Source organism: Bacillus cereus group sp. BfR-BA-01347, assembly GCF_022663835.1.
Taxonomy (GTDB): Bacteria; Bacillota; Bacilli; order Bacillales; family Bacillaceae_G; genus Bacillus_A; species Bacillus_A thuringiensis_K.
In genome coordinates, this window is sequence record NZ_JAKUGG010000026.1 from 20479 (window position 1) to 38238 (window position 17760).

Genomic DNA, 17760 nt, shown 5'->3' on the forward strand with positions numbered 1-17760 from the left:
CCCTTTTTTCAAGAATAGCATATTTTACCTTGTTCCAAATAAAAAAAGAACAGACATAGCATTCTATGTCCGTTCTTTCCATCACACATACTTCCGATGCACCATCTTCCCATCATAAGAAAACACAACGCCCTTACTCTCCACAATCGACTCCATATGCACTGTTCTTCCCCACAGCTGATGAAGGTATGGTAATACCTTTTCTAAGTATTTTAAATCAAGCTCGATTCCTTCGTAACTATGTTTAATGTATAATTCCCCGTTCTTTAAGTAGTCTCCATCTTCTACTACTAAGTACGGGAAGCCGCCATTTGTACGCATATTTACGAGCTGATCACGTACATGTTCCCACTCTTTATCTATTACTTTATATTCTTTTCCTTGGCGCTGGAATAAGTACATATCTTCTCTCATTACGAGATCTTTATTTAAGTAGTTTCTTAAGAACGATACGTCCCATTCGATTTCGCGCACTTCAAAGATTTTGTCACGACCAGATCCTGGTTTGACGCCTCTTCGTTTCATTTCTTCTGTCGGGTTGTTGTAGCGTTCTTCAATATCTTCAAACATTTTAATACCGAGGTAGTATGGATTAATGCTCGTTTTTGATGGCTGTACAACACCTGCATTTAATTTCGCAAATTCGATGGCTTCATCAGATGTTAAGTCCATTTCGCGAAGTATGCGTTGATGCCAGAAGGACGCCCAGCCTTCGTTCATGATCTTTGTTTCAAGCTGCGGCCAGAAATATAACATTTCTTCACGCATCATCGTTAATATGTCTCGCTGCCAATCTTCTAACTCACGGCTATATTCTTCAATAAAGAGAAGTAAATCTTTCTCTGGCTTTGGTGGGATTTTCTTCTTTTTACGCACATTGGAACGTTCCTGTTTTTTATTGCGATTATCTAAATTCCATAAGTCATCGTATTGCGACACCTTTTTCTTTTCTATTTCTTCCTCTTCTAAATCATCGATACTCCATGTGAGTTTCGGACGCATAAGCGAGGGATCAATATGCTCTTGAATGGCAAGTACGGCATCTAAAAATGTTTCTACCTCTTCTTTTCCGTACTTATGCTCATATGCTTTCACCCGTTCAGCTGTCGCCGACATACTTTCTACCATATCCCGCTTCGTATTTGAAAAACGAATATTATTTTTGAAGAAATCACAGTGTGCTAAAACGTGCGCTACAATTAATTTGTTTTGAATTAACGAGTTCGTATCTAATAAAAAGGCGTAACATGGATCAGAGTTAATAACGAGTTCGTATATTTTACTAAGTCCTAAATCGTATTGTAATTTCATTCTGAAAAATTGTTTTCCAAAACTCCAATGTGAAAACCTTGTTGGCATCCCATATGCACCAAATGTATAAATAATTTCCGCTGGACATATTTCATAACGCATCGGATAAAAATCAAGCCCAAATCCAGTCGCAATTTCCGTAATTTCCGCAATCGCATATTGCAGTGCTTTATCGTCACTTGCTCTCATTATTTTCCCTCCTTACACTTTCCCTTAAGAAAGTGTATGATGGAGAACAAGCTTTCATGAGGATTGATTGCATAATAAAAAGACACCCCCGCAAAAACGAGAATGTCTCATCTATTAACCTTCAATAATCTCCATCTTCTCCGTAATCGGAGTACGCGCTTTTCCTTCAGGCGCTTTATCAAAATAACCGATATGAAGAATTCCAACGATACGTTGGCCTCTTGTTAAACCGATTCCTTCTATAAATAATGGATTGTAGTTTAATCCGCCTGATTTCCAAACGCAACCTAATCCGCGTTCCCAAGCAAGAAGTTGGAAGTTTTGCATAAATGCACATGTTGCAGCGTAATCTTCGTCACGCTGAATTTGACGTGGATCTTCATTTATATATACAACGATTTGTGCAGGCGTGCTTAAGAAACGATCTGATAAAATTTTACCGCGTTTCGCTCTTTCTTCTTCTGTGAAAGAGTTTAATACTGCATCTACTAATTTCTTGCGGCCTTCTCCGATGTATAGTTTACAATTCCATGGTTCACGGTGCTTATGATTAGGTGCCCATGTTGCATCGTTTAATAGTTCAATTAATAAATCTTTTTCTACTGCTTTGTCTGTAAATGTACGAACAGAGCGTCTTTCTTTAATCACATTTGCGATGGAAGTATATGTAGTCATATTTTTCTCTCCCTTATTTTTATCTATATGTATACGTTTATTATTGATATTGATTTTCAATTTCGATTATACCTTAGTTTTTTACTATTAATCAATGTTTTATGTTGGAAAACTTCTAAAAAACGTCATTCCATACTGTGAATAAAAAAACTTAACTTGTTCACAAGTATTTCACATTTTATGGAAATGATATGTGTACAGTTTTCTACATTATCCATCTAGGAGGAGTTTACATGTACAAAAAAATCGCTGTTTGTATGACTATGACAGCATTATTATGCGGGATATCTACCTTCCCCGCTTCCGCTGCCACGCCAAAAGAAGTAACAATGCATCACCATAACCCAATTTCAGAAGAAGAAATGCAATCGCTAAAAAAACTCGGCTATAACAAACATGAAATTTGGAAAGCTGCTCACATTGCAAGAATGAGTAAAAAAGAAATTAAAGATGTTTTAGCTTACTATAAGCAAAATAAATCTTGGGAGAAAACAGCCGAGCATTTCGGTGTAGCTCCAAGTAAGCTGAAAAAGCATCATATAAATAAAGAAACAAAGCAAGCGCTGCTACAACAGTTAGCAACTATGCAAAAATCCACACCTGATCAGCTAAAGCAAAAAATGAATGAATATAACATAAAATTGCGTCATCTTACTGTGTTAACAATCATCTCTCAAAAAAGCAATACCCCACTTGATGATGTACTAAAGATGAAAAAAGATGGAATGGACATGAAACAAATTGCCGAAAAATTAAATGTAAAAAGAGAAGATATACGAGCGGAAATGATGAAGTTAGTGCAGTCTATTAAAGAAAAGAAAGCAAATTAACACCCCAAAAAGGAAGAGGGATTCAATGCTCTTCCTTTTTCGTATGAACTTTCAATTTTCAAGTATAAATTCCCGGATTTCCCAAAAACTAACACAAGTAAATGATGTAAGTTAGGGGTGAGAAAATGTTCGGTTTATCATCTAAGAAATCAAAAAAGACTAATACGAAAACACTTTGTTCTATTCCAGAATTTATACAAACCATGAAAGAATCAAGCGATTTTGTCTCTTATAACATACTTAAAGATGAAACGTTGTGCTTGTTTTATTATAAATCTGTCGTGGAAGCACTTATTATTAAACAATTTATTTTAACTCCTCTAAAAAAGGAATCGGAACAAATCCAAAACATCTCTGATTTATGTAATATCATCTCTATTGAAGACATTATTACCTCCCCTTCTATTGATGATATTCGTGAAAAATTATTAGGTGGATATATTTTAATACGCTTAAAAAACAATGCGAATCCTGATCAATATGCTTTAATTCGTGCCGAAAGTACTGTTTTAGGAAAACGATTATATAACGATACAGAAAATGAGTATAGTGTAATCGGGCCTAAAATCGGTTTCGTTGAAAACCTTGATACAAATATCCACTTATTGCGCCGAAATATCGTAACGGAGCAACTCATTTTTAAAGAAGTTACCGTCGGATCTATATCAAAAACGAAAGTAGCAGTTGCTTATATAGAAGGAATTACAAATGAACAATTTATCAACACCGCAATACAACGGCTAGAAGACATTGATTTTGATGTCCCATTTGATGCAACTATGATTGAGCAATTTATTAGTGATAATAGCAATTCACCTTTTCCCGTTCTATTACCTACAGAACGATTAGATCGAGCTGTATTTGCATTAATTAACGGAGAAGTTTTAATTTTAACAGATGGCTCTCCATATGCTTTATCAGGACCAACAACGTTACTGGATTTTTTCATTTCACCAGAAGATTATTATTTACCGTGGATGATTGGATCTTTTTTTCGTGTTATTCGTTTTTTCGGAGCTATATTTTCTCTTTTTTCCTCCGCTATTTATACAGCGGCTTTAACATATCATTATCAAATGATTCCTGCTGATTTACTAGGTCCTATTATTTTCTCGAGAGCTAACGTACCTTTCCCTCCTATTCTAGAAGCACTCTTTTTAGAAATTACAATTGAATTGCTTCGTGAAGCAGGAGCACGTTTACCAACGAAAGTCGGACAAACGATTGGGATTGTTGGAGGGATTGTAATTGGACAAGCATCTGTTGAAGCAGCTTTAACAAGTACAATTTTATTAATTGCAGTTGCTTTATCCGCACTTGCATCTTTCACAACACCGACTGTAAAGATGTCTTCTACTATCCGTTTATTACGCTTTCCGCTTATTCTTTTAGCCGGTGCATTTGGAGGATTAGGCCTTATTGTCGGATTTGTATTTATTTTAGCTCATTTAATTAAATTAAAATCACTTGGATCACCTTATTTATTACCTTTATATCCATTTCGTGGTTTAGGTACAGCAGAAGGTTTTCTTCGATTACCATTTAGCCAAACGGCTCAAAGACCTTCTTTTCTGAGACCAAAATCAAAATGGCGCTATAATCCAAACAAATCGAAGCAAAAACATGATGGTGAGAATGAATGAAGAAAATTTTATTGCACCTTATCATTATCTTCTTCGTTTTACAAACTGGCTGTACACAAACGTATATAGTAGATGCACAGCGTATTATTCATATTGCTGGATTTGATATCACAAAAAACAAAAGATTCCAAGGAACTATTCTATTCCCAGAGTACACACATGGTGTAAAGTCTAAGCCAGAGACTCAAACAACATCTGCCCGTTCACTTGAAACAATTGCTTCACGATTGAATGCGAAATCTCCTCACAATGTTGTTGTAGGTCAAATGCGTGTTGTCCTATTTGGAAAGGCTCTAGGAGAACGCGGAATGGGAGAGATTATTACTAACTTACAACGTGATCCAAATATCGGGCGTGATGTACAACTAGCAATTGTAGATGGATCGGCTGAAGAGCTTTTAAATTACGGAAAAAAAAATGGGTCTTTATATATCGCTGATTTACTCGAGCAAAATATAAGAAATGAGAACATCCCACAAACCACATTAAACATTTTTTTATATAATTATTACTCTTCTGTATGTGATGCCTATGTTCCTTATATTAAAATGGACGATAATCATTCTATCGCTGTCAAAGGACTTGCCTTTTTAAAAGGCGATAAAGTAGTCATGTATACAGATAAAAGACATTCTGTTTTAGCAAAATTACTTATTAATCCTACGAAAAATGGACGTTACGAAGCAGTAATAAAAAAGGATAAGCATAAAGGTATGGTTGTTATACAAAACTTAGCTGGAGAAAATAAGTATGATATAGATCAAACTGGCGACATACCAAAAGTAAAAATTCATTTAAAATTAAATGGATTAATTAAAAACTCTCCTAATTGGATTGATCTAAGAAAAAAAACAAATATCAATTATATAAAAAAACAAATTGAACAAAATGTTGAAAAAGACTGTGAAGATTTAATAAAACAATTTCAAGAAAAGGAAATTGACCCTTTAGGAATACGAGATGAAATTAGAAGCCATACGAGAAAATGGAATATAAAACAAATTCGAAATATGTATAAAAACGTAGCGGTGGATATAAATTTAGATCTTAATATTGTACAATCTGGAATCGGGGAATAGTGAGGTGAAATGAGCAATGAATACAATGAATAAGACAAAAACTGTCTCTCCATATTTTGCATTTATTTTATTGCATTCTCTCCAAATCGGCATAGGAATTCTCGGCTATCAACGTGTAATTTTGAAAAATGCAGGTTATGATGCTTGGATTTCTCTTATTATTGCGGGGATTGCAACTCATATTGTACTGTTTTGTATGTTAAAAATGCTTGAAAAAGACGGAGATTTAATTAGCATTCATACAACCACCTTTGGAAAATGGATTGGCTCTATATTTTCTGTAATTTTCACTCTTTATTGCTTATTATTTTGCCTTACTGTTCTTCGTACATATATGGAAGTAATACAAGTTTGGATTTTCCCTACCATTAAGTTATGGAAACTAACCTTTATGTTTTTATTAGTGACTTGCTATATTATAAAGGGTGGATTTCGCTCTGTAACCGGAATATGTTTTTGGGGAGTCGTTCTACCTATTTTCGTTGTATTCTTTTTAATTTATCCAATGAAATATGCACATTTCCGCAATATTTTACCTATTTTTACACATTCACCTTTTGACATGCTTATATCAGCAAAACACTCTGCGTTAGAGTTTCTTGGTTTCGAGACAATCTTAATCTTCTATCCATTTATTAAAAAAGGAAAATCCTTAAAAAGATGGGCCCATGCTGGAATTGCTTTTAGCACCTTAATTTATGTAATTTTAGCTATCGTATCTTTTATGTATTATAGCGAGGGACAATTAAACCGTACTATTTGGCCTACTTTAACGATGTTAAAAATAATTAAAGTTCCTTTTATTCAGCGTTTTGAATATATTATTATTTTCGTTTGGTTTTTAATTATTTTACCAAACCTTTGCTTAACTATTTGGTCATCATGTCAAACGATGAAGCGCTCCTTTCATATTTCATTTAAATTTACATTACCGTTTTTTATTTTCATCATATTTTCAGCTTCTCTGCTTTTCACAAACCGTGAAAGTATCAACACATTAAATACCATACTATCTCAAGCTGGTTTATATATTGTATACGCTTATATCCCAATTTTATTTCTATTTCATTCGCTAAGATGGCGCTTCAAAAATCAGTCAAAAAAATCTTCAACTGATACACCGTAATCTCTGATACAATTTGATTAATACATTTGTAAAGGGGACAAGCGAATGAAAAAGTATGTATTTTCTTTACTTGCAGTACTAAGTTTAATTCTTGCTGGATGCGGAAGTACTGGTACAAATGACCAAAAATCTTCTGAATCAAAAAAAGAAGAACATGACCATGCATCGCACACTCAGCAAGCTGACATTCAAGAGAAAACAAAAGGAGTCGACACACTTCCGGCCTTCCTAGATAAGCTTGATCCACAAATGAAAGATATCTACACCGTCGCTGGACAAAATGCAGAGCTATTAGATTGGATTCCATGCTATTGTGGTTGCGGTGAAAGTGTAGGACATAAAAATAATAAAAACTGCTTTATTCGTGAAATTAAAAAGAATGGTGAAGTTGTTTGGGATTCCCACGCAACGACTTGCGTCAATTGCCTAGAAATCGCAGTTGAATCTGCTTCCATGAAACAAAAAGGAAAATCAACGCTTGAAATTCGTAACTATATCGATAATAAATACAAAGAAGGTTATGGCAAACCAACACCTACGCCAATGCCAAAAGCTTAAAAAACGAGGAAACTCCTCGTTTTTTCTTTTCATTCACTTTTTTTCTTAACAAATTCTTTCAAGTGTATTTCCCCTTACTTATCACACACTATATATAACTCTCGGTAAGGAGGGTACACAGTGCAAACATACAACGACTATGATAAAGCTCTCTATTACACGTATTGCTGTAATTGGGATAAATTACTCGTTCTCATGGTTCAAACGAACGATCAATTATTTTCTAAGCGTATTGAGCATTTTTTACACGCTTATCAATACAGTAAAGAACTGCCAGAAGTTGATAAACAATTGCAGCTCCTATTTCAATATATTGACCACGCATCCCAAAAGTCGCATGTAGAAGAAGTAGAACAAATTCAAATGTAAAATATAGCGCTATTCTCTTCCAGAGAATGGCGCTTTTTTAAAATATTAATACTAATAAATGTTTCCTCTTATAAAACTTTTATTGATAAACATATTTTTTCTTTCTTTTCTATACCACTTCATACTATAATTTAGTATGTAACTATTATAAGAGAGGTATAAAATATGGGACGAGAAAAAAAGCAAGAATATGCTTTACTTACCGCATGGGGAGCTTCTTTTATTGCTACACTAGGAAGTCTGTACTTTTCCGAAATCATGAAATTTGAGCCTTGTGTCCTTTGTTGGTATCAACGCATTTTTATGTATCCATTCGTTTTATGGCTTGGTATTGCTGTAGCAAAAAAAGACTATCGCATCGCAAGTTATTCTTTACCAATCGCAACTATTGGCGCTTGTATTTCTTTATATCACTATGCAATTCAAAAAGTCGCAGCATTTTCATCTGCTGGGGCAGCTTGTGGACGTGTACCATGTACGGGAGAATACATAAACTGGTTCGGCTTTGTGACAATCCCGTTTTTAGCACTTATCGGCTTTATTACAATCGCTGTTTGTAGCTTTATTGTCATCAAAAACAAATAAGGAGATGAAAGAATGAAAAAAATGCTTATATTTGGTGGTATTATTATCGCCTTGTTCGTGGCAATTTTTGCAGTAACACAAATGGAAGAAAAAAATGCTACTAGCCAAAAAATTGATAATCCTACTGAAAGTAAGACAAACGGTTCTGACTACTACACAAATAAAATTTCTCTTTCAGATCTTCAAAAGAACTTAAAAGAGAAAAAAGAAGAAACAGTATACTTTTATCAAACATCTTGCGTTCATTGTCAAAAATTATCTCCTGTCGTAGTACCAATGGCTAAAGACTTGAACGTTGATATGAAAGTTATGGATATTGAAAAATTAGATGCTCCTTGGGATGAATATAAAATTCAAGGTACACCAACAATCATTCATTTTAAAGATGGCAAAGAAGTGAGCCGTATTAGCGGTGAACAGCCGAAAGACAAATTAAAAGAATGGCTTGAGCAAACGAAAAAGTAACGAGAAAAGGAAACTCCTTCTACACATGAAATGGGCGTAAAATCCCAAACTAATGTATAAGGAGGGGGTTTTATGCCAGAAGTAAGATGTTCTGTTTCCAACTGTTCTTTTTGGGGACAAGGTAACTTTTGTCAAGCAAGTGCAATCATCGTTCAGCCTGATGCAGATGAAACTGGTCAAACTGAAAATGATTCATATACAGCTGCTGTTTTAACAAACGAGACGCTAGAAAGTTCTGTAGCAACGAGTGTAGAGACTTGTTGTCATACATTTAAGCCTAGATATTAACAATTATTCCACCTCATATACGTGAGGTGGTTTTTTCTTTCCCTCTTCTTGTTTACGTCATCTCTAATTCTCCCTATAATAAAGTTAACATTTTTATGAATACGAAGGTGAAATACTATGGCTAAAACAATTGCAGATATCGCCAAATTGGCTGGAGTTGCAAAAAGCACAGTCTCTCGTTACTTAAACGGCGGATATGTAAGTGATAAAACAAAACTTAAAATCGAAGGTATTATTCAGGAAACAAATTTCTCTCCCAATACATTTGCTCAAAGTTTAAAAGCAAAAACAACAAATTTAATTGGTGTCATCATCCCCCGATTAGACTCCTTCGCTACAATGAAAACACTTATCGGGATTGATAAAACATTACAGGAAAATAACTATCAAATGCTTGTAGCAAATGCAAATCAAACAACCGAAACTGAAATACAAGCTATGGAAAACTTTATAAAACAAAGAGTAGCTGGCATTATTTTATTAACAAAAACATTAACGAATGAACATCAAAAAATTATGGCTAATTCAAACATCCCTATTTTATTCGTCGGGCAAGAATATAAAGATCAATATTGCCTCGTTCACGATGATTATGATGCAGCTTATGAGTTAGGGGCATACGTGTTATCACAAGGTCATCGACATATTGCCTATTTAGGGATAGAAAAAGATGATATTTCTGTTGGAATAAATCGAAAAAATGGTTTTCAAAAAGCAATTAAAAATTTAGAACCGGCTTGCAACGTTTCATATTACGAAACAACTTTCCGCATAGAAGATGCCATGAAACAAGTACAACATATTTTAGATAATAATCGCCCAACTCTTATCGTATGTGCTACAGATAACATCGCTCTTGGCGCAATGAAAGTGATTCACTCCCACTCCCTTTCTGTACCAGGTGATATTTCTGTAACAGGATTCGGTGGATATGATATTTCAGAAATGGTACACCCTAGCTTAACGACAATTGCGTTTGACTATGAGTATGCTGGAAAGCTTGCTGCCACTTCTCTTTCACAGCTTGTTGAAAACAAAACTATACCAAAAATATTACACTCTCGTTATACATTAAAAATCCAAGAAAGCGTTGACAAAATATAAAGGCGCTCTATAATAAAATTAAAACCGGTTCCACATTTTAAAAACAGGATTTTCAACATCATTTCCCTGTTTTTTATTTTAACTTATTGCGGAACCGGTTCCACAAGAGAAATTTATAGTAAGGGGGAATTTTTATGGATATGAAACAAATTGCAAATCAAGTATTACAGAACATTGGTGGAAAGGAAAACATTGTTCGTGCCACACATTGCGCGACTCGCCTTCGTCTTATATTAAAGGATGATACGAAAATAAACGCTGCAGAAATCGAAAACATCGATGGAGTAAAAGGTGCTTTCGCAACGACCGAGCAATATCAAATTATTTTTGGAACTGGCATAGTAAACAAAGTATATGATGAATTCTCAAAACTAATTGGAATAGCCGAACTAGATTCTACAACATCAAACGATATACCTAAGAAAAAAATGAATCCTATCGCCCGCCTAGCAAAGACACTATCCAATATTTTCGTTCCAATTATTCCAGCTATCGTCGCAAGCGGTTTACTTATGGGTCTACTCGGAATGTTGAAAGCGTTTAAATTAGTTCCTGGAGATCACTCACTTATCCAATTACTTGATATGTTCTCAAGTGCAGCTTTCATTATTTTACCTATTTTAATTGGAGTAAGTGCCGCTAAAGAATTTGGTGGAAATATTTTCTTAGGGGCAGTTGTTGGTGGTATATTAACTCACCCAAGCTTAACAAATCCTTGGACTCTTTCAAATGCAAAACCAACTGTTTTACATTTCCTTGGCATGGATATTGATATGATTGGCTATCAAGGTACTGTTTTACCTATTTTATTATGCGTATACGTTATGAGTACAATTGAAAAAGAACTTCGAAAACGTGTTCCGAACTCTTTAGATTTATTAGTTACACCATTCTTAACAATTATTATAACTGGCTTTTTATCACTTATTATTATTGGACCAATTGGATATAAAATCGGTGACGGTATTACGTACCTTTTAAATACAATTTATCAATTTGCAGGACCAGTAGCTGGTCTTATATTCGGTGGTCTATATTCAACAATTGTTCTTACTGGCTTACATCATAGCTTCCATGCTATTGAAGCAGGCTTACTCGCAAATAAAGATATCGGTGTCAATTTCTTACTCCCTATTTGGTCAATGGCGAACGTTGCACAGGGCGGCGCTACTTTAGCTGTCTATTTCAAAACAAAAAACAAAAAAACGAAAGAAATTGCAATTCCGGCAGCAGCTTCAGCATTTTTAGGAATTACAGAACCAGCTATTTTTGGTTTCAATTTAAAACTAGGTAAACCATTTATTGCAGCAGCTATTGGCGGCGCAATTGGAGGCGCTTACGTTGTTTGGATGCAAGTAGCAGCTAACGCATACGGTTTAACAGGTATTCCGATGCTTACAATTGTTGCACCTCTTGGCATGATGAACATGATTCACTATATAATTGGCTTCGCTATTGCAGTTATCACTGCTTTTGTTGCCACATTCATTTTATATAAAGAAAGTAAATAATAACGGGGTGAAAACCTATGTCAAAATATAAAACAATACTGCAATCTAATAAAGACGAATTACATTCTTTATATGAAATTGCAAACCAAGATTCATGGAAACCAATTTATCATATCCATCCACCATTTGGATTAATGAATGATCCTAACGGTGTATCATACTACAATGATGAATATCACGTTTTTTATCAATGGTATCCATTTGGTCCCATTCATGGAATGAAGCATTGGGGACATGTGAAGTCAAAAGACCTTATTAACTGGGAGCGTATGCCTGTAGCCATCATCCCTACTGAAAGCTATGAATCACACGGTGCATATTCTGGTAGTGCTATCGTAAAAGATGGCCTTCTTCATTTACTTTATACAGGGAATATAAAAAATCCTGATGATTCCCGTGATGCAAAACAATGTATGGCAACAATGGATTCACAATATACGATGACGAAATATAGTAATAATCCTGTTATTGATATAATTCCTGACGGATATACAAAACATGTACGTGATCCAAAAGTCTGGAAACATAATGATATGTACTATATGTTACTCGGTGCCCAACGTGAAAATACAACAGGAACTCTATTACTATACAAATCACAAGACCTATACAATTGGCATTTCCAAGGCGAAATTACAACAAATTTAAAAGAATTTGGATTTATGTGGGAATGCCCCGATTACTTCCAATTATCAGGGAAAGATGTACTTCTCTTTTCACCGCAAGGAATTGAAAAAGACGGAGAAAACTTTCACAATGTATACAATGTCGTTTATGCTATAGGTCATTTCGATATTAAAAATTTATATTTCCATATTGATTCCTATTACGAAGCTGATAAAGGATTCGATTTTTATGCCCCTCAAACTTTAGAAGACGCTACTAGTCGTCGCCTATTATTTGCTTGGGCAGGATCAAGTGAAATCACATATCCTTCTGATGATTATATGTGGGCTCATTGCCTAACACTTCCACGTGAATTAACATTAGAAGATAACATCATAAAACAAAAACCAGTTTCAGAATTAACAAAACTACGAACAACAAAAAAAGACATTTCAGGAGATATAACAGCTGGATTAAATGTATTATCAACGCTTGATGATGAAGGCTCCTATGAATTAATTGTTACACTTAAAACAGAAGATGCAAAGCGTTTTGGGCTTTCTCTCTTCCACAATGAGGAGGAATGTTTCCCCATTACATTTAATCGGGAACAAGGTACTATTTCTATAGACAGGGGCAACTTCTACCATCAATTTGGCGGAGAATATGGATTTGAACGCTGTAAAAAAATCGATATTCAAGATACGATAGAACTACAAATATTTGTAGATAAAAGCATCGTGGAAATTTTCTTATACGATGGTTCAACAGTCTTTACGTCCCGAGTTTTTCCTCGAAAAGACATGAAACATCATATCGCAATCTTTTCAGATGCAAAACTAAACTTTACCATCACACAATATAAGCTGAAAAGAGGGATTGTATGAGAAATGTCTTTTGTATAGGTGAACTATTAATTGATTTTGTGTGCCGAAATACTAACGTTTCTTTAGTAAACGGTTCAGATTTCGAAAAAAAAGCTGGTGGAGCACCCGCTAACGTTGCTGCTGCGATTACAAAATTAGGTGGACACGCTACATTTATGGGGCAAGTAGGAAACGACCCATTTGGTGAGTTTCTTGAACAAACTTTACAGCGTGCGCAAGTCGATACATCCATGCTCATAAAAGATAAACAAACAACACTTGCATTCGTATCCATCGATCAAGATGGCGAACGTGATTTTACTTTTATGCGTGGTGCAGATGGTGAATATCAATTCAATAGCATTGATTTATCAAAAATACAAACAAATGATTTAATACATTTCGGTTCAGCGACAGCTTTACTATCAAGCCCATTAAAAGAAACGTATTTCCAGTTGTTACAATATGCGAAAGATAACGGCCATTTTATTTCTTTTGATCCAAATTATCGAAGTGCACTCATTACAAATACAGAACAATTCTCTCAAGATTGTCTAACCTTTATAAAACATGCACACTTCGTAAAAGTAAGTCAAGAGGAAGCTACTATGCTCTCTAAAGAAAGTGATTTACAACAAGCTGCACTCAAATTATTAAATTATGGCGCAAAAGTAGTAGCTATTACACTTGGAAAAGACGGTACCCTTCTTGCGACAAATGAAGGTCAAACCATTGTCTCTTCTATTTCCATTCAACAAGTCGATACAACTGGTGCTGGTGATGCTTTCGTTGGAGCAATGTTATATCAGATTGCCCAAAGTGAACATACACTTTCGTATCATTTCAAAGACTTAACAGCGTTTATCTCCTTTGCAAATAAAGTAGGCGCTATCACATGTACAAATTACGGTGCAATTGCCTCTCTTCCATCATTAACAGATATAAAAGCATACGATTAATCGTATGCTTTTTTTACATTCCTCTCCAAAAATCATGCATAATAAAAAAGTACAAAATAACGAGAACGGCCGTCCCGCATAGGGTAATGCGCCGATATATACTCTTCTCTCCTTCCCTTGCTTTCACAAACGCCCAAATAAATCCGAAGAACAATATTAAATCAACATATGGAACATAAAAAGAAAAGACGAGAAACGCATATAAATACACGATAAATAAACAGGTCGTTACTAAGAAAACTTTAAACGCAAATTCACTTTTCATAATATAACCGCCCCCTATCTGTACTGTATTATATTCAGCAAAATACAATAGTTGCAGTTAAACTCCAAGTATAAATAAGCTACCGTCTATAATACGGTAGCCATTACGGAACATTGTATTTCCGTTTATATATATTACTTAAAATCGAAGAAGGAATTTGCTCGTAACGAATTTTCTCTCCTGTTTCATCTATAATATACGAATTGTTTCCTATATAATATATTCCATCTTTTCGTTTTGAGTACACTGGATATCTTTCATTTGGCAATACCGTTTTCACTTTCGTTAACTGTCCATTTGGTTCTTGCCAATATATATCCGCGCGGTCTACTAGCGTAAGTACTCCAATTTGTTCTTCTTCTATTTTTCGACCATTCCAGCTCACAACGCGATAACCAAGCTTATTCGCTTCATATTCGGGACTCGTATGAAAACGAGAAATGATTACTTTTGTTTGTAATTGTACTCGGTCATATAACCATTGTATATCCCTGTCATGCATGCGAATACAACCATTTGATTCCCTACTTCCAATCGTCCATTCCCGATTTGTCCCGTGAATCGCATATTCATTCTTATCTAGTCCCAGCCACCTCGTACCGAGAGGGTTATTCGGTGCACCCCCAGGTATTTTTTTTCGATGGTATTCTTTATTTTTAAATTTAGTTATAATACAAAAGTTACCTTCAGGCGTAGGTGTACGCTCTCTTCCAGTCGTTACTGGAAATGTTTTTGTGTAATTTCCATTTTCAAAAAAAGACAACTGGTTTGTCGTAAGATTTACTAATATTAAATGATCTGTATTAGCAAAAGCACTAACCGGTAGGATGAAAAATAATAGTATGACGAAACATGACTTTTTCAGCTATATCCCCCCTAGTGCTCACTATAATAAGTGGAATTAACATTACTTTGCTCTTATAAATGAAAACTATCCATTTACAATAACTCCCCCATTTACATGTATCATTTGTCCGCTAACATAGGATGAATCACTAGACGCTAAATATACATATGCTGGCGCTAATTCATATGGTTGACCAGGTCTTTGCATCGGAACATTGCTCCCAAACTGTGATACTTTTTTCTCATCAAAGCTTGATGGAATAAGTGGTGTCCAAATTGGTCCTGGCGCAACACCATTTACACGAATCCCTTTTTGCACTAACGATTGGGAAAGTGATCTTGTAAAAGCTACGATTGCCCCTTTCGTTGCGGAATAATCAATTAAAGTTTCATTTCCTTCGTATGCAACGATAGACGCTGTATTTATAATGACATCACCTTGCTTTAAATGAGAAAGTGCGGCTTTCGCAACGTGAAAATAAGAAAAAATATTAATACGAAAAGTCTTCTCTAGCTGTTCTGCTGTAATATACTCTAAGCCTTGCTGCGGATATTGCTGCGCGACATTATTTACCAAAACCTGTAAACTACCTAACTGCTGGACGGTCTCTTGAACAACATCTTTACAATGCTGTTCATCACTTAAATCACCCGGCAACAATACACACTTTACACCTTCTTTCTCAACATATTGCTTCGTCTCATTAGCATCCCCCTCCTCATCTAAATACGCAATCGCAATATTTGCTCCCTCTTTCGCAAAAGCGATGGAAACAGCTCGTCCAATTCCGCTATCTCCACCTGTAATTAATACATTCTTTCCTTTTAACTTTTCGCTTCCTTTATAATTGGGATCTTCAAACTGCGGTAGAGGATTCATTAATGATTCAATGCCAGGCTGTTTATTTTGATGTTGCGCCGGCATTGTTACAAAGTTTTTTTGCTGTGGCATAGCTTCTTTCAACTCCTTTTTCTTATAATGTGCATAATAAAAACTGGAATTCGCACATCATATTACGATTAATATTCGAATTTAAGACACAAAATATGAATTGTTGTAAACTTTTTATGCAAAACTATTGCAAAATAGTTAAAAAACGAATATTATATATAACTGTTGTGAAAATTATTCGTAAACAGAAAGGATGTTTATATGTTTAACCTTTCAAAACATAAAACTTCTATTAAAACTGAAATTATGGCAGGTATTATTACCTTCTTAACAATGGCATATATCATTGTCGTAAACCCTGTCATCCTTGGGGATGCAGGTGTTCCATTTGAACAAGCATTTACAGCAACAATTATTGCTGCTGTTGTCGGAACATTATTTATGGCAATCTTTACAAACTTACCAATCGCAATCGCGCCAGGTATGGGATTAAATGCTTACTTCTCTTACTCTGTTGTAAAAGCACATGAAGGCATGACTTTCGCAATTGCATTCTCTGCTGTATTCGTAGCAGGTATGATTTTAATTTTGCTATCATTTACATCTTTCCGTACAAAATTAATGGAAGCAATTCCTGAAAACTTAAAACATGCAATTACTGCTGGTATCGGGCTATTTATCGCCTTTATCGGTTTACGTTTAACAGGTATCGTTACAAAAAATGATGCAAACTTAGTTGGACTTGGTGATCTTCACTCTGCTCCAGTTCTACTAGCATTAGCTGGACTTGGAATTACTATTATCCTTATGTCTTTAAATGTAAATGGCGCACTATTTATCGGCATGCTATTAACTGGTATTATCGCTTTCTTCACAGGACAATTAACATTCTCAAATGGTGTTACATCAATGCCTGGATTACCAGAAGGAATTATCGTTTCAAATCCAATTACTGCTGTATCTGATGTAATTAACTACGGATTGTACGGCGTTGTATTTTCATTCTTCCTTGTTACATTGTTCGATACAACAGGTACATTACTTGGGGTAGCTCAACAAGGTGGATTTATGAAAGATGGGAAACTTCCAAAAGCTGGACGAGCTCTTCTATCTGACTCATTCTCGGCAACAATCGGTTCTATGTTCGGAACAACACCATCAACAGCTTACATTGAATCTTCTGCTGGCGTTGCAGCTGGTGGTCGTACTGGTTTAACAACTGTTACAGTAGCTGTTCTATTCGCACTAGCAGCATTCTTTGGACCATTAGTAAGTGCCGTTTCTGGTGTATCAGCTATTACTGCCCCATCATTAATTATCGTTGGTAGTCTTATGATGGGTTCAGTTCGCCACATCGATTGGGACGCATTTGATGAAGCATTCCCAGCATTCTTAGTAATATTAAGCATGCCACTTACATCAAGTATCGCAACAGGTATCGCACTTGGATTTATTTCATACCCACTTATGAAAGTAGCAAAAGGTAAATTCCGTGCTGTTCACCCACTTGTATATGTATTTGGAATTTTGTTTGCTTATCAATTAATATTCTTACCACATTAAAAAAGTAGAGCATCGAAATCCGATGCTCTA

At 35.1% G+C, this 17760-nt stretch carries 19 protein-coding genes; 14 read left to right on the plus strand and 5 right to left on the minus strand.

Features of this window, described 5'->3' with window-relative positions; genetic code table 11:
• Positions 1-81: 81 nt before the first annotated feature.
• Positions 82-1500 (minus strand): stage V sporulation protein SpoVR, encoded by a 1419-nt coding sequence (spoVR, locus tag MR143_RS27070; protein ID WP_001202720.1) that lies wholly within the window; start codon positions 1498-1500, stop codon positions 82-84.
• A 114-nt stretch (positions 1501-1614) separates the two neighbouring features.
• Positions 1615-2175: a nitroreductase family protein gene (locus MR143_RS27075; RefSeq protein ID WP_000214819.1), complete on the minus strand. Its 561-nt coding sequence runs from the start codon at positions 2173-2175 to the stop codon at positions 1615-1617.
• A 233-nt stretch (positions 2176-2408) separates the two neighbouring features.
• On the opposite strand from MR143_RS27075, the gene MR143_RS27080 reads away from it, so the two are divergent.
• The 13 genes from MR143_RS27080 (at position 2409) to MR143_RS27140 (ending at position 14164) form a co-directional block, all read left to right on the plus strand.
• Complete coding sequence (locus MR143_RS27080; protein ID WP_000276971.1) at positions 2409-3005, plus strand: hypothetical protein; 597 nt, start codon at positions 2409-2411, stop codon at positions 3003-3005.
• Positions 3006-3130: 125 nt separating this feature from the next.
• Entirely contained in the window at positions 3131-4648 is a 1518-nt protein-coding gene (locus MR143_RS27085) for a spore germination protein (RefSeq protein ID WP_000467498.1), read from the plus strand.
• A complete protein-coding gene (locus MR143_RS27090; RefSeq protein ID WP_000722250.1) occupies positions 4645-5727 on the plus strand; it encodes a Ger(x)C family spore germination protein in 1083 nt (360 codons plus the stop codon). The genes MR143_RS27085 and MR143_RS27090 overlap by 4 nt, the downstream gene beginning before the upstream one ends.
• Before the next feature lie 16 nt (positions 5728-5743).
• Positions 5744-6853 carry a GerAB/ArcD/ProY family transporter gene (locus tag MR143_RS27095; protein ID WP_001095033.1) on the plus strand — a complete coding sequence of 370 codons (1110 nt, stop codon included), beginning with the start codon at positions 5744-5746 and terminating at the stop codon, positions 6851-6853.
• Between the two features lie 45 nt (positions 6854-6898).
• Complete coding sequence (locus MR143_RS27100; protein ID WP_000761025.1) at positions 6899-7411, plus strand: PCYCGC domain-containing protein; 513 nt, start codon at positions 6899-6901, stop codon at positions 7409-7411.
• 120 nt (positions 7412-7531) lie between these two features.
• Positions 7532-7780: a YhdB family protein gene (locus MR143_RS27105; protein ID WP_001195459.1), complete on the plus strand. Its 249-nt coding sequence runs from the start codon at positions 7532-7534 to the stop codon at positions 7778-7780.
• 165 nt (positions 7781-7945) lie between these two features.
• The gene (locus MR143_RS27110; RefSeq protein WP_000532266.1) at positions 7946-8365 is read left to right on the plus strand and encodes a disulfide formation protein C; all 420 of its coding nucleotides are present in this window, start codon (positions 7946-7948) and stop codon (positions 8363-8365) included.
• 12 nt (positions 8366-8377) lie between these two features.
• Positions 8378-8830, plus strand: coding sequence for a thioredoxin family protein (locus tag MR143_RS27115; RefSeq protein ID WP_000738451.1), 453 nt, complete (start codon positions 8378-8380; stop codon positions 8828-8830).
• Between the two features lie 72 nt (positions 8831-8902).
• The gene (locus tag MR143_RS27120) at positions 8903-9118 is read left to right on the plus strand and encodes a DUF1540 domain-containing protein (protein WP_001115482.1); all 216 of its coding nucleotides are present in this window, start codon (positions 8903-8905) and stop codon (positions 9116-9118) included.
• 117 nt (positions 9119-9235) lie between these two features.
• Positions 9236-10222 (plus strand): LacI family DNA-binding transcriptional regulator, encoded by a 987-nt coding sequence (locus MR143_RS27125; RefSeq protein ID WP_199718292.1) that lies wholly within the window; start codon positions 9236-9238, stop codon positions 10220-10222.
• 134 nt (positions 10223-10356) lie between these two features.
• Positions 10357-11733: a sucrose-specific PTS transporter subunit IIBC gene (locus tag MR143_RS27130; protein WP_199718290.1), complete on the plus strand. Its 1377-nt coding sequence runs from the start codon at positions 10357-10359 to the stop codon at positions 11731-11733.
• A gap of 17 nt (positions 11734-11750) precedes the next feature.
• Positions 11751-13226: a beta-fructofuranosidase gene (gene scrB / locus MR143_RS27135; RefSeq protein ID WP_000049745.1), complete on the plus strand. Its 1476-nt coding sequence runs from the start codon at positions 11751-11753 to the stop codon at positions 13224-13226.
• Positions 13223-14164 carry a carbohydrate kinase family protein gene (locus MR143_RS27140; RefSeq protein WP_001246642.1) on the plus strand — a complete coding sequence of 314 codons (942 nt, stop codon included), beginning with the start codon at positions 13223-13225 and terminating at the stop codon, positions 14162-14164. Before scrB ends, MR143_RS27140 begins: the two co-directional genes overlap by 4 nt.
• A gap of 13 nt (positions 14165-14177) precedes the next feature.
• Here MR143_RS27140 and MR143_RS27145 read toward each other — a convergent pair whose 3' ends face one another.
• From MR143_RS27145 to MR143_RS27155, 3 genes are all read right to left on the minus strand, one after another.
• On the minus strand, positions 14178-14429 hold the full coding sequence (locus MR143_RS27145; protein ID WP_000834195.1) for a hypothetical protein: 252 nt from the start codon (positions 14427-14429) through the stop codon (positions 14178-14180).
• 103 nt (positions 14430-14532) lie between these two features.
• A complete protein-coding gene (locus tag MR143_RS27150) occupies positions 14533-15294 on the minus strand; it encodes a L,D-transpeptidase (RefSeq protein ID WP_033669406.1) in 762 nt (253 codons plus the stop codon).
• A gap of 66 nt (positions 15295-15360) precedes the next feature.
• Positions 15361-16227 carry an SDR family oxidoreductase gene (locus tag MR143_RS27155; protein ID WP_001136284.1) on the minus strand — a complete coding sequence of 289 codons (867 nt, stop codon included), beginning with the start codon at positions 16225-16227 and terminating at the stop codon, positions 15361-15363.
• A gap of 201 nt (positions 16228-16428) precedes the next feature.
• On the opposite strand from MR143_RS27155, the gene MR143_RS27160 reads away from it, so the two are divergent.
• A complete protein-coding gene (locus MR143_RS27160; RefSeq protein ID WP_000482710.1) occupies positions 16429-17730 on the plus strand; it encodes an NCS2 family permease in 1302 nt (433 codons plus the stop codon).
• Positions 17731-17760: the final 30 nt, after the last annotated feature.

Bases quoted from the DNA above. Each gene is read 5' to 3' on its own strand.
- spoVR (WP_001202720.1), bottom strand. From the start codon at position 1,500: ATGAGAGCAAGTGACGATAAAGCACTGCAATATGCGATTGCGGAAATT.
- MR143_RS27075 (WP_000214819.1), bottom strand. From the start codon at position 2,175: ATGACTACATATACTTCCATCGCAAATGTGATTAAAGAAAGACGCTCT.
- MR143_RS27080 (WP_000276971.1), top strand. From the start codon at position 2,409: ATGTACAAAAAAATCGCTGTTTGTATGACTATGACAGCATTATTATGC.
- MR143_RS27085 (WP_000467498.1), top strand. From the start codon at position 3,131: ATGTTCGGTTTATCATCTAAGAAATCAAAAAAGACTAATACGAAAACA.
- MR143_RS27090 (WP_000722250.1), top strand. From the start codon at position 4,645: ATGAAGAAAATTTTATTGCACCTTATCATTATCTTCTTCGTTTTACAA.
- MR143_RS27095 (WP_001095033.1), top strand. From the start codon at position 5,744: ATGAATACAATGAATAAGACAAAAACTGTCTCTCCATATTTTGCATTT.
- MR143_RS27100 (WP_000761025.1), top strand. From the start codon at position 6,899: ATGAAAAAGTATGTATTTTCTTTACTTGCAGTACTAAGTTTAATTCTT.
- MR143_RS27110 (WP_000532266.1), top strand. From the start codon at position 7,946: ATGGGACGAGAAAAAAAGCAAGAATATGCTTTACTTACCGCATGGGGA.
- MR143_RS27115 (WP_000738451.1), top strand. From the start codon at position 8,378: ATGAAAAAAATGCTTATATTTGGTGGTATTATTATCGCCTTGTTCGTG.
- MR143_RS27120 (WP_001115482.1), top strand. From the start codon at position 8,903: ATGCCAGAAGTAAGATGTTCTGTTTCCAACTGTTCTTTTTGGGGACAA.
- MR143_RS27125 (WP_199718292.1), top strand. From the start codon at position 9,236: ATGGCTAAAACAATTGCAGATATCGCCAAATTGGCTGGAGTTGCAAAA.
- MR143_RS27130 (WP_199718290.1), top strand. From the start codon at position 10,357: ATGGATATGAAACAAATTGCAAATCAAGTATTACAGAACATTGGTGGA.
- scrB (WP_000049745.1), top strand. From the start codon at position 11,751: ATGTCAAAATATAAAACAATACTGCAATCTAATAAAGACGAATTACAT.
- MR143_RS27140 (WP_001246642.1), top strand. From the start codon at position 13,223: ATGAGAAATGTCTTTTGTATAGGTGAACTATTAATTGATTTTGTGTGC.
- MR143_RS27145 (WP_000834195.1), bottom strand. From the start codon at position 14,429: ATGAAAAGTGAATTTGCGTTTAAAGTTTTCTTAGTAACGACCTGTTTA.
- MR143_RS27155 (WP_001136284.1), bottom strand. From the start codon at position 16,227: ATGCCACAGCAAAAAAACTTTGTAACAATGCCGGCGCAACATCAAAAT.
- MR143_RS27160 (WP_000482710.1), top strand. From the start codon at position 16,429: ATGTTTAACCTTTCAAAACATAAAACTTCTATTAAAACTGAAATTATG.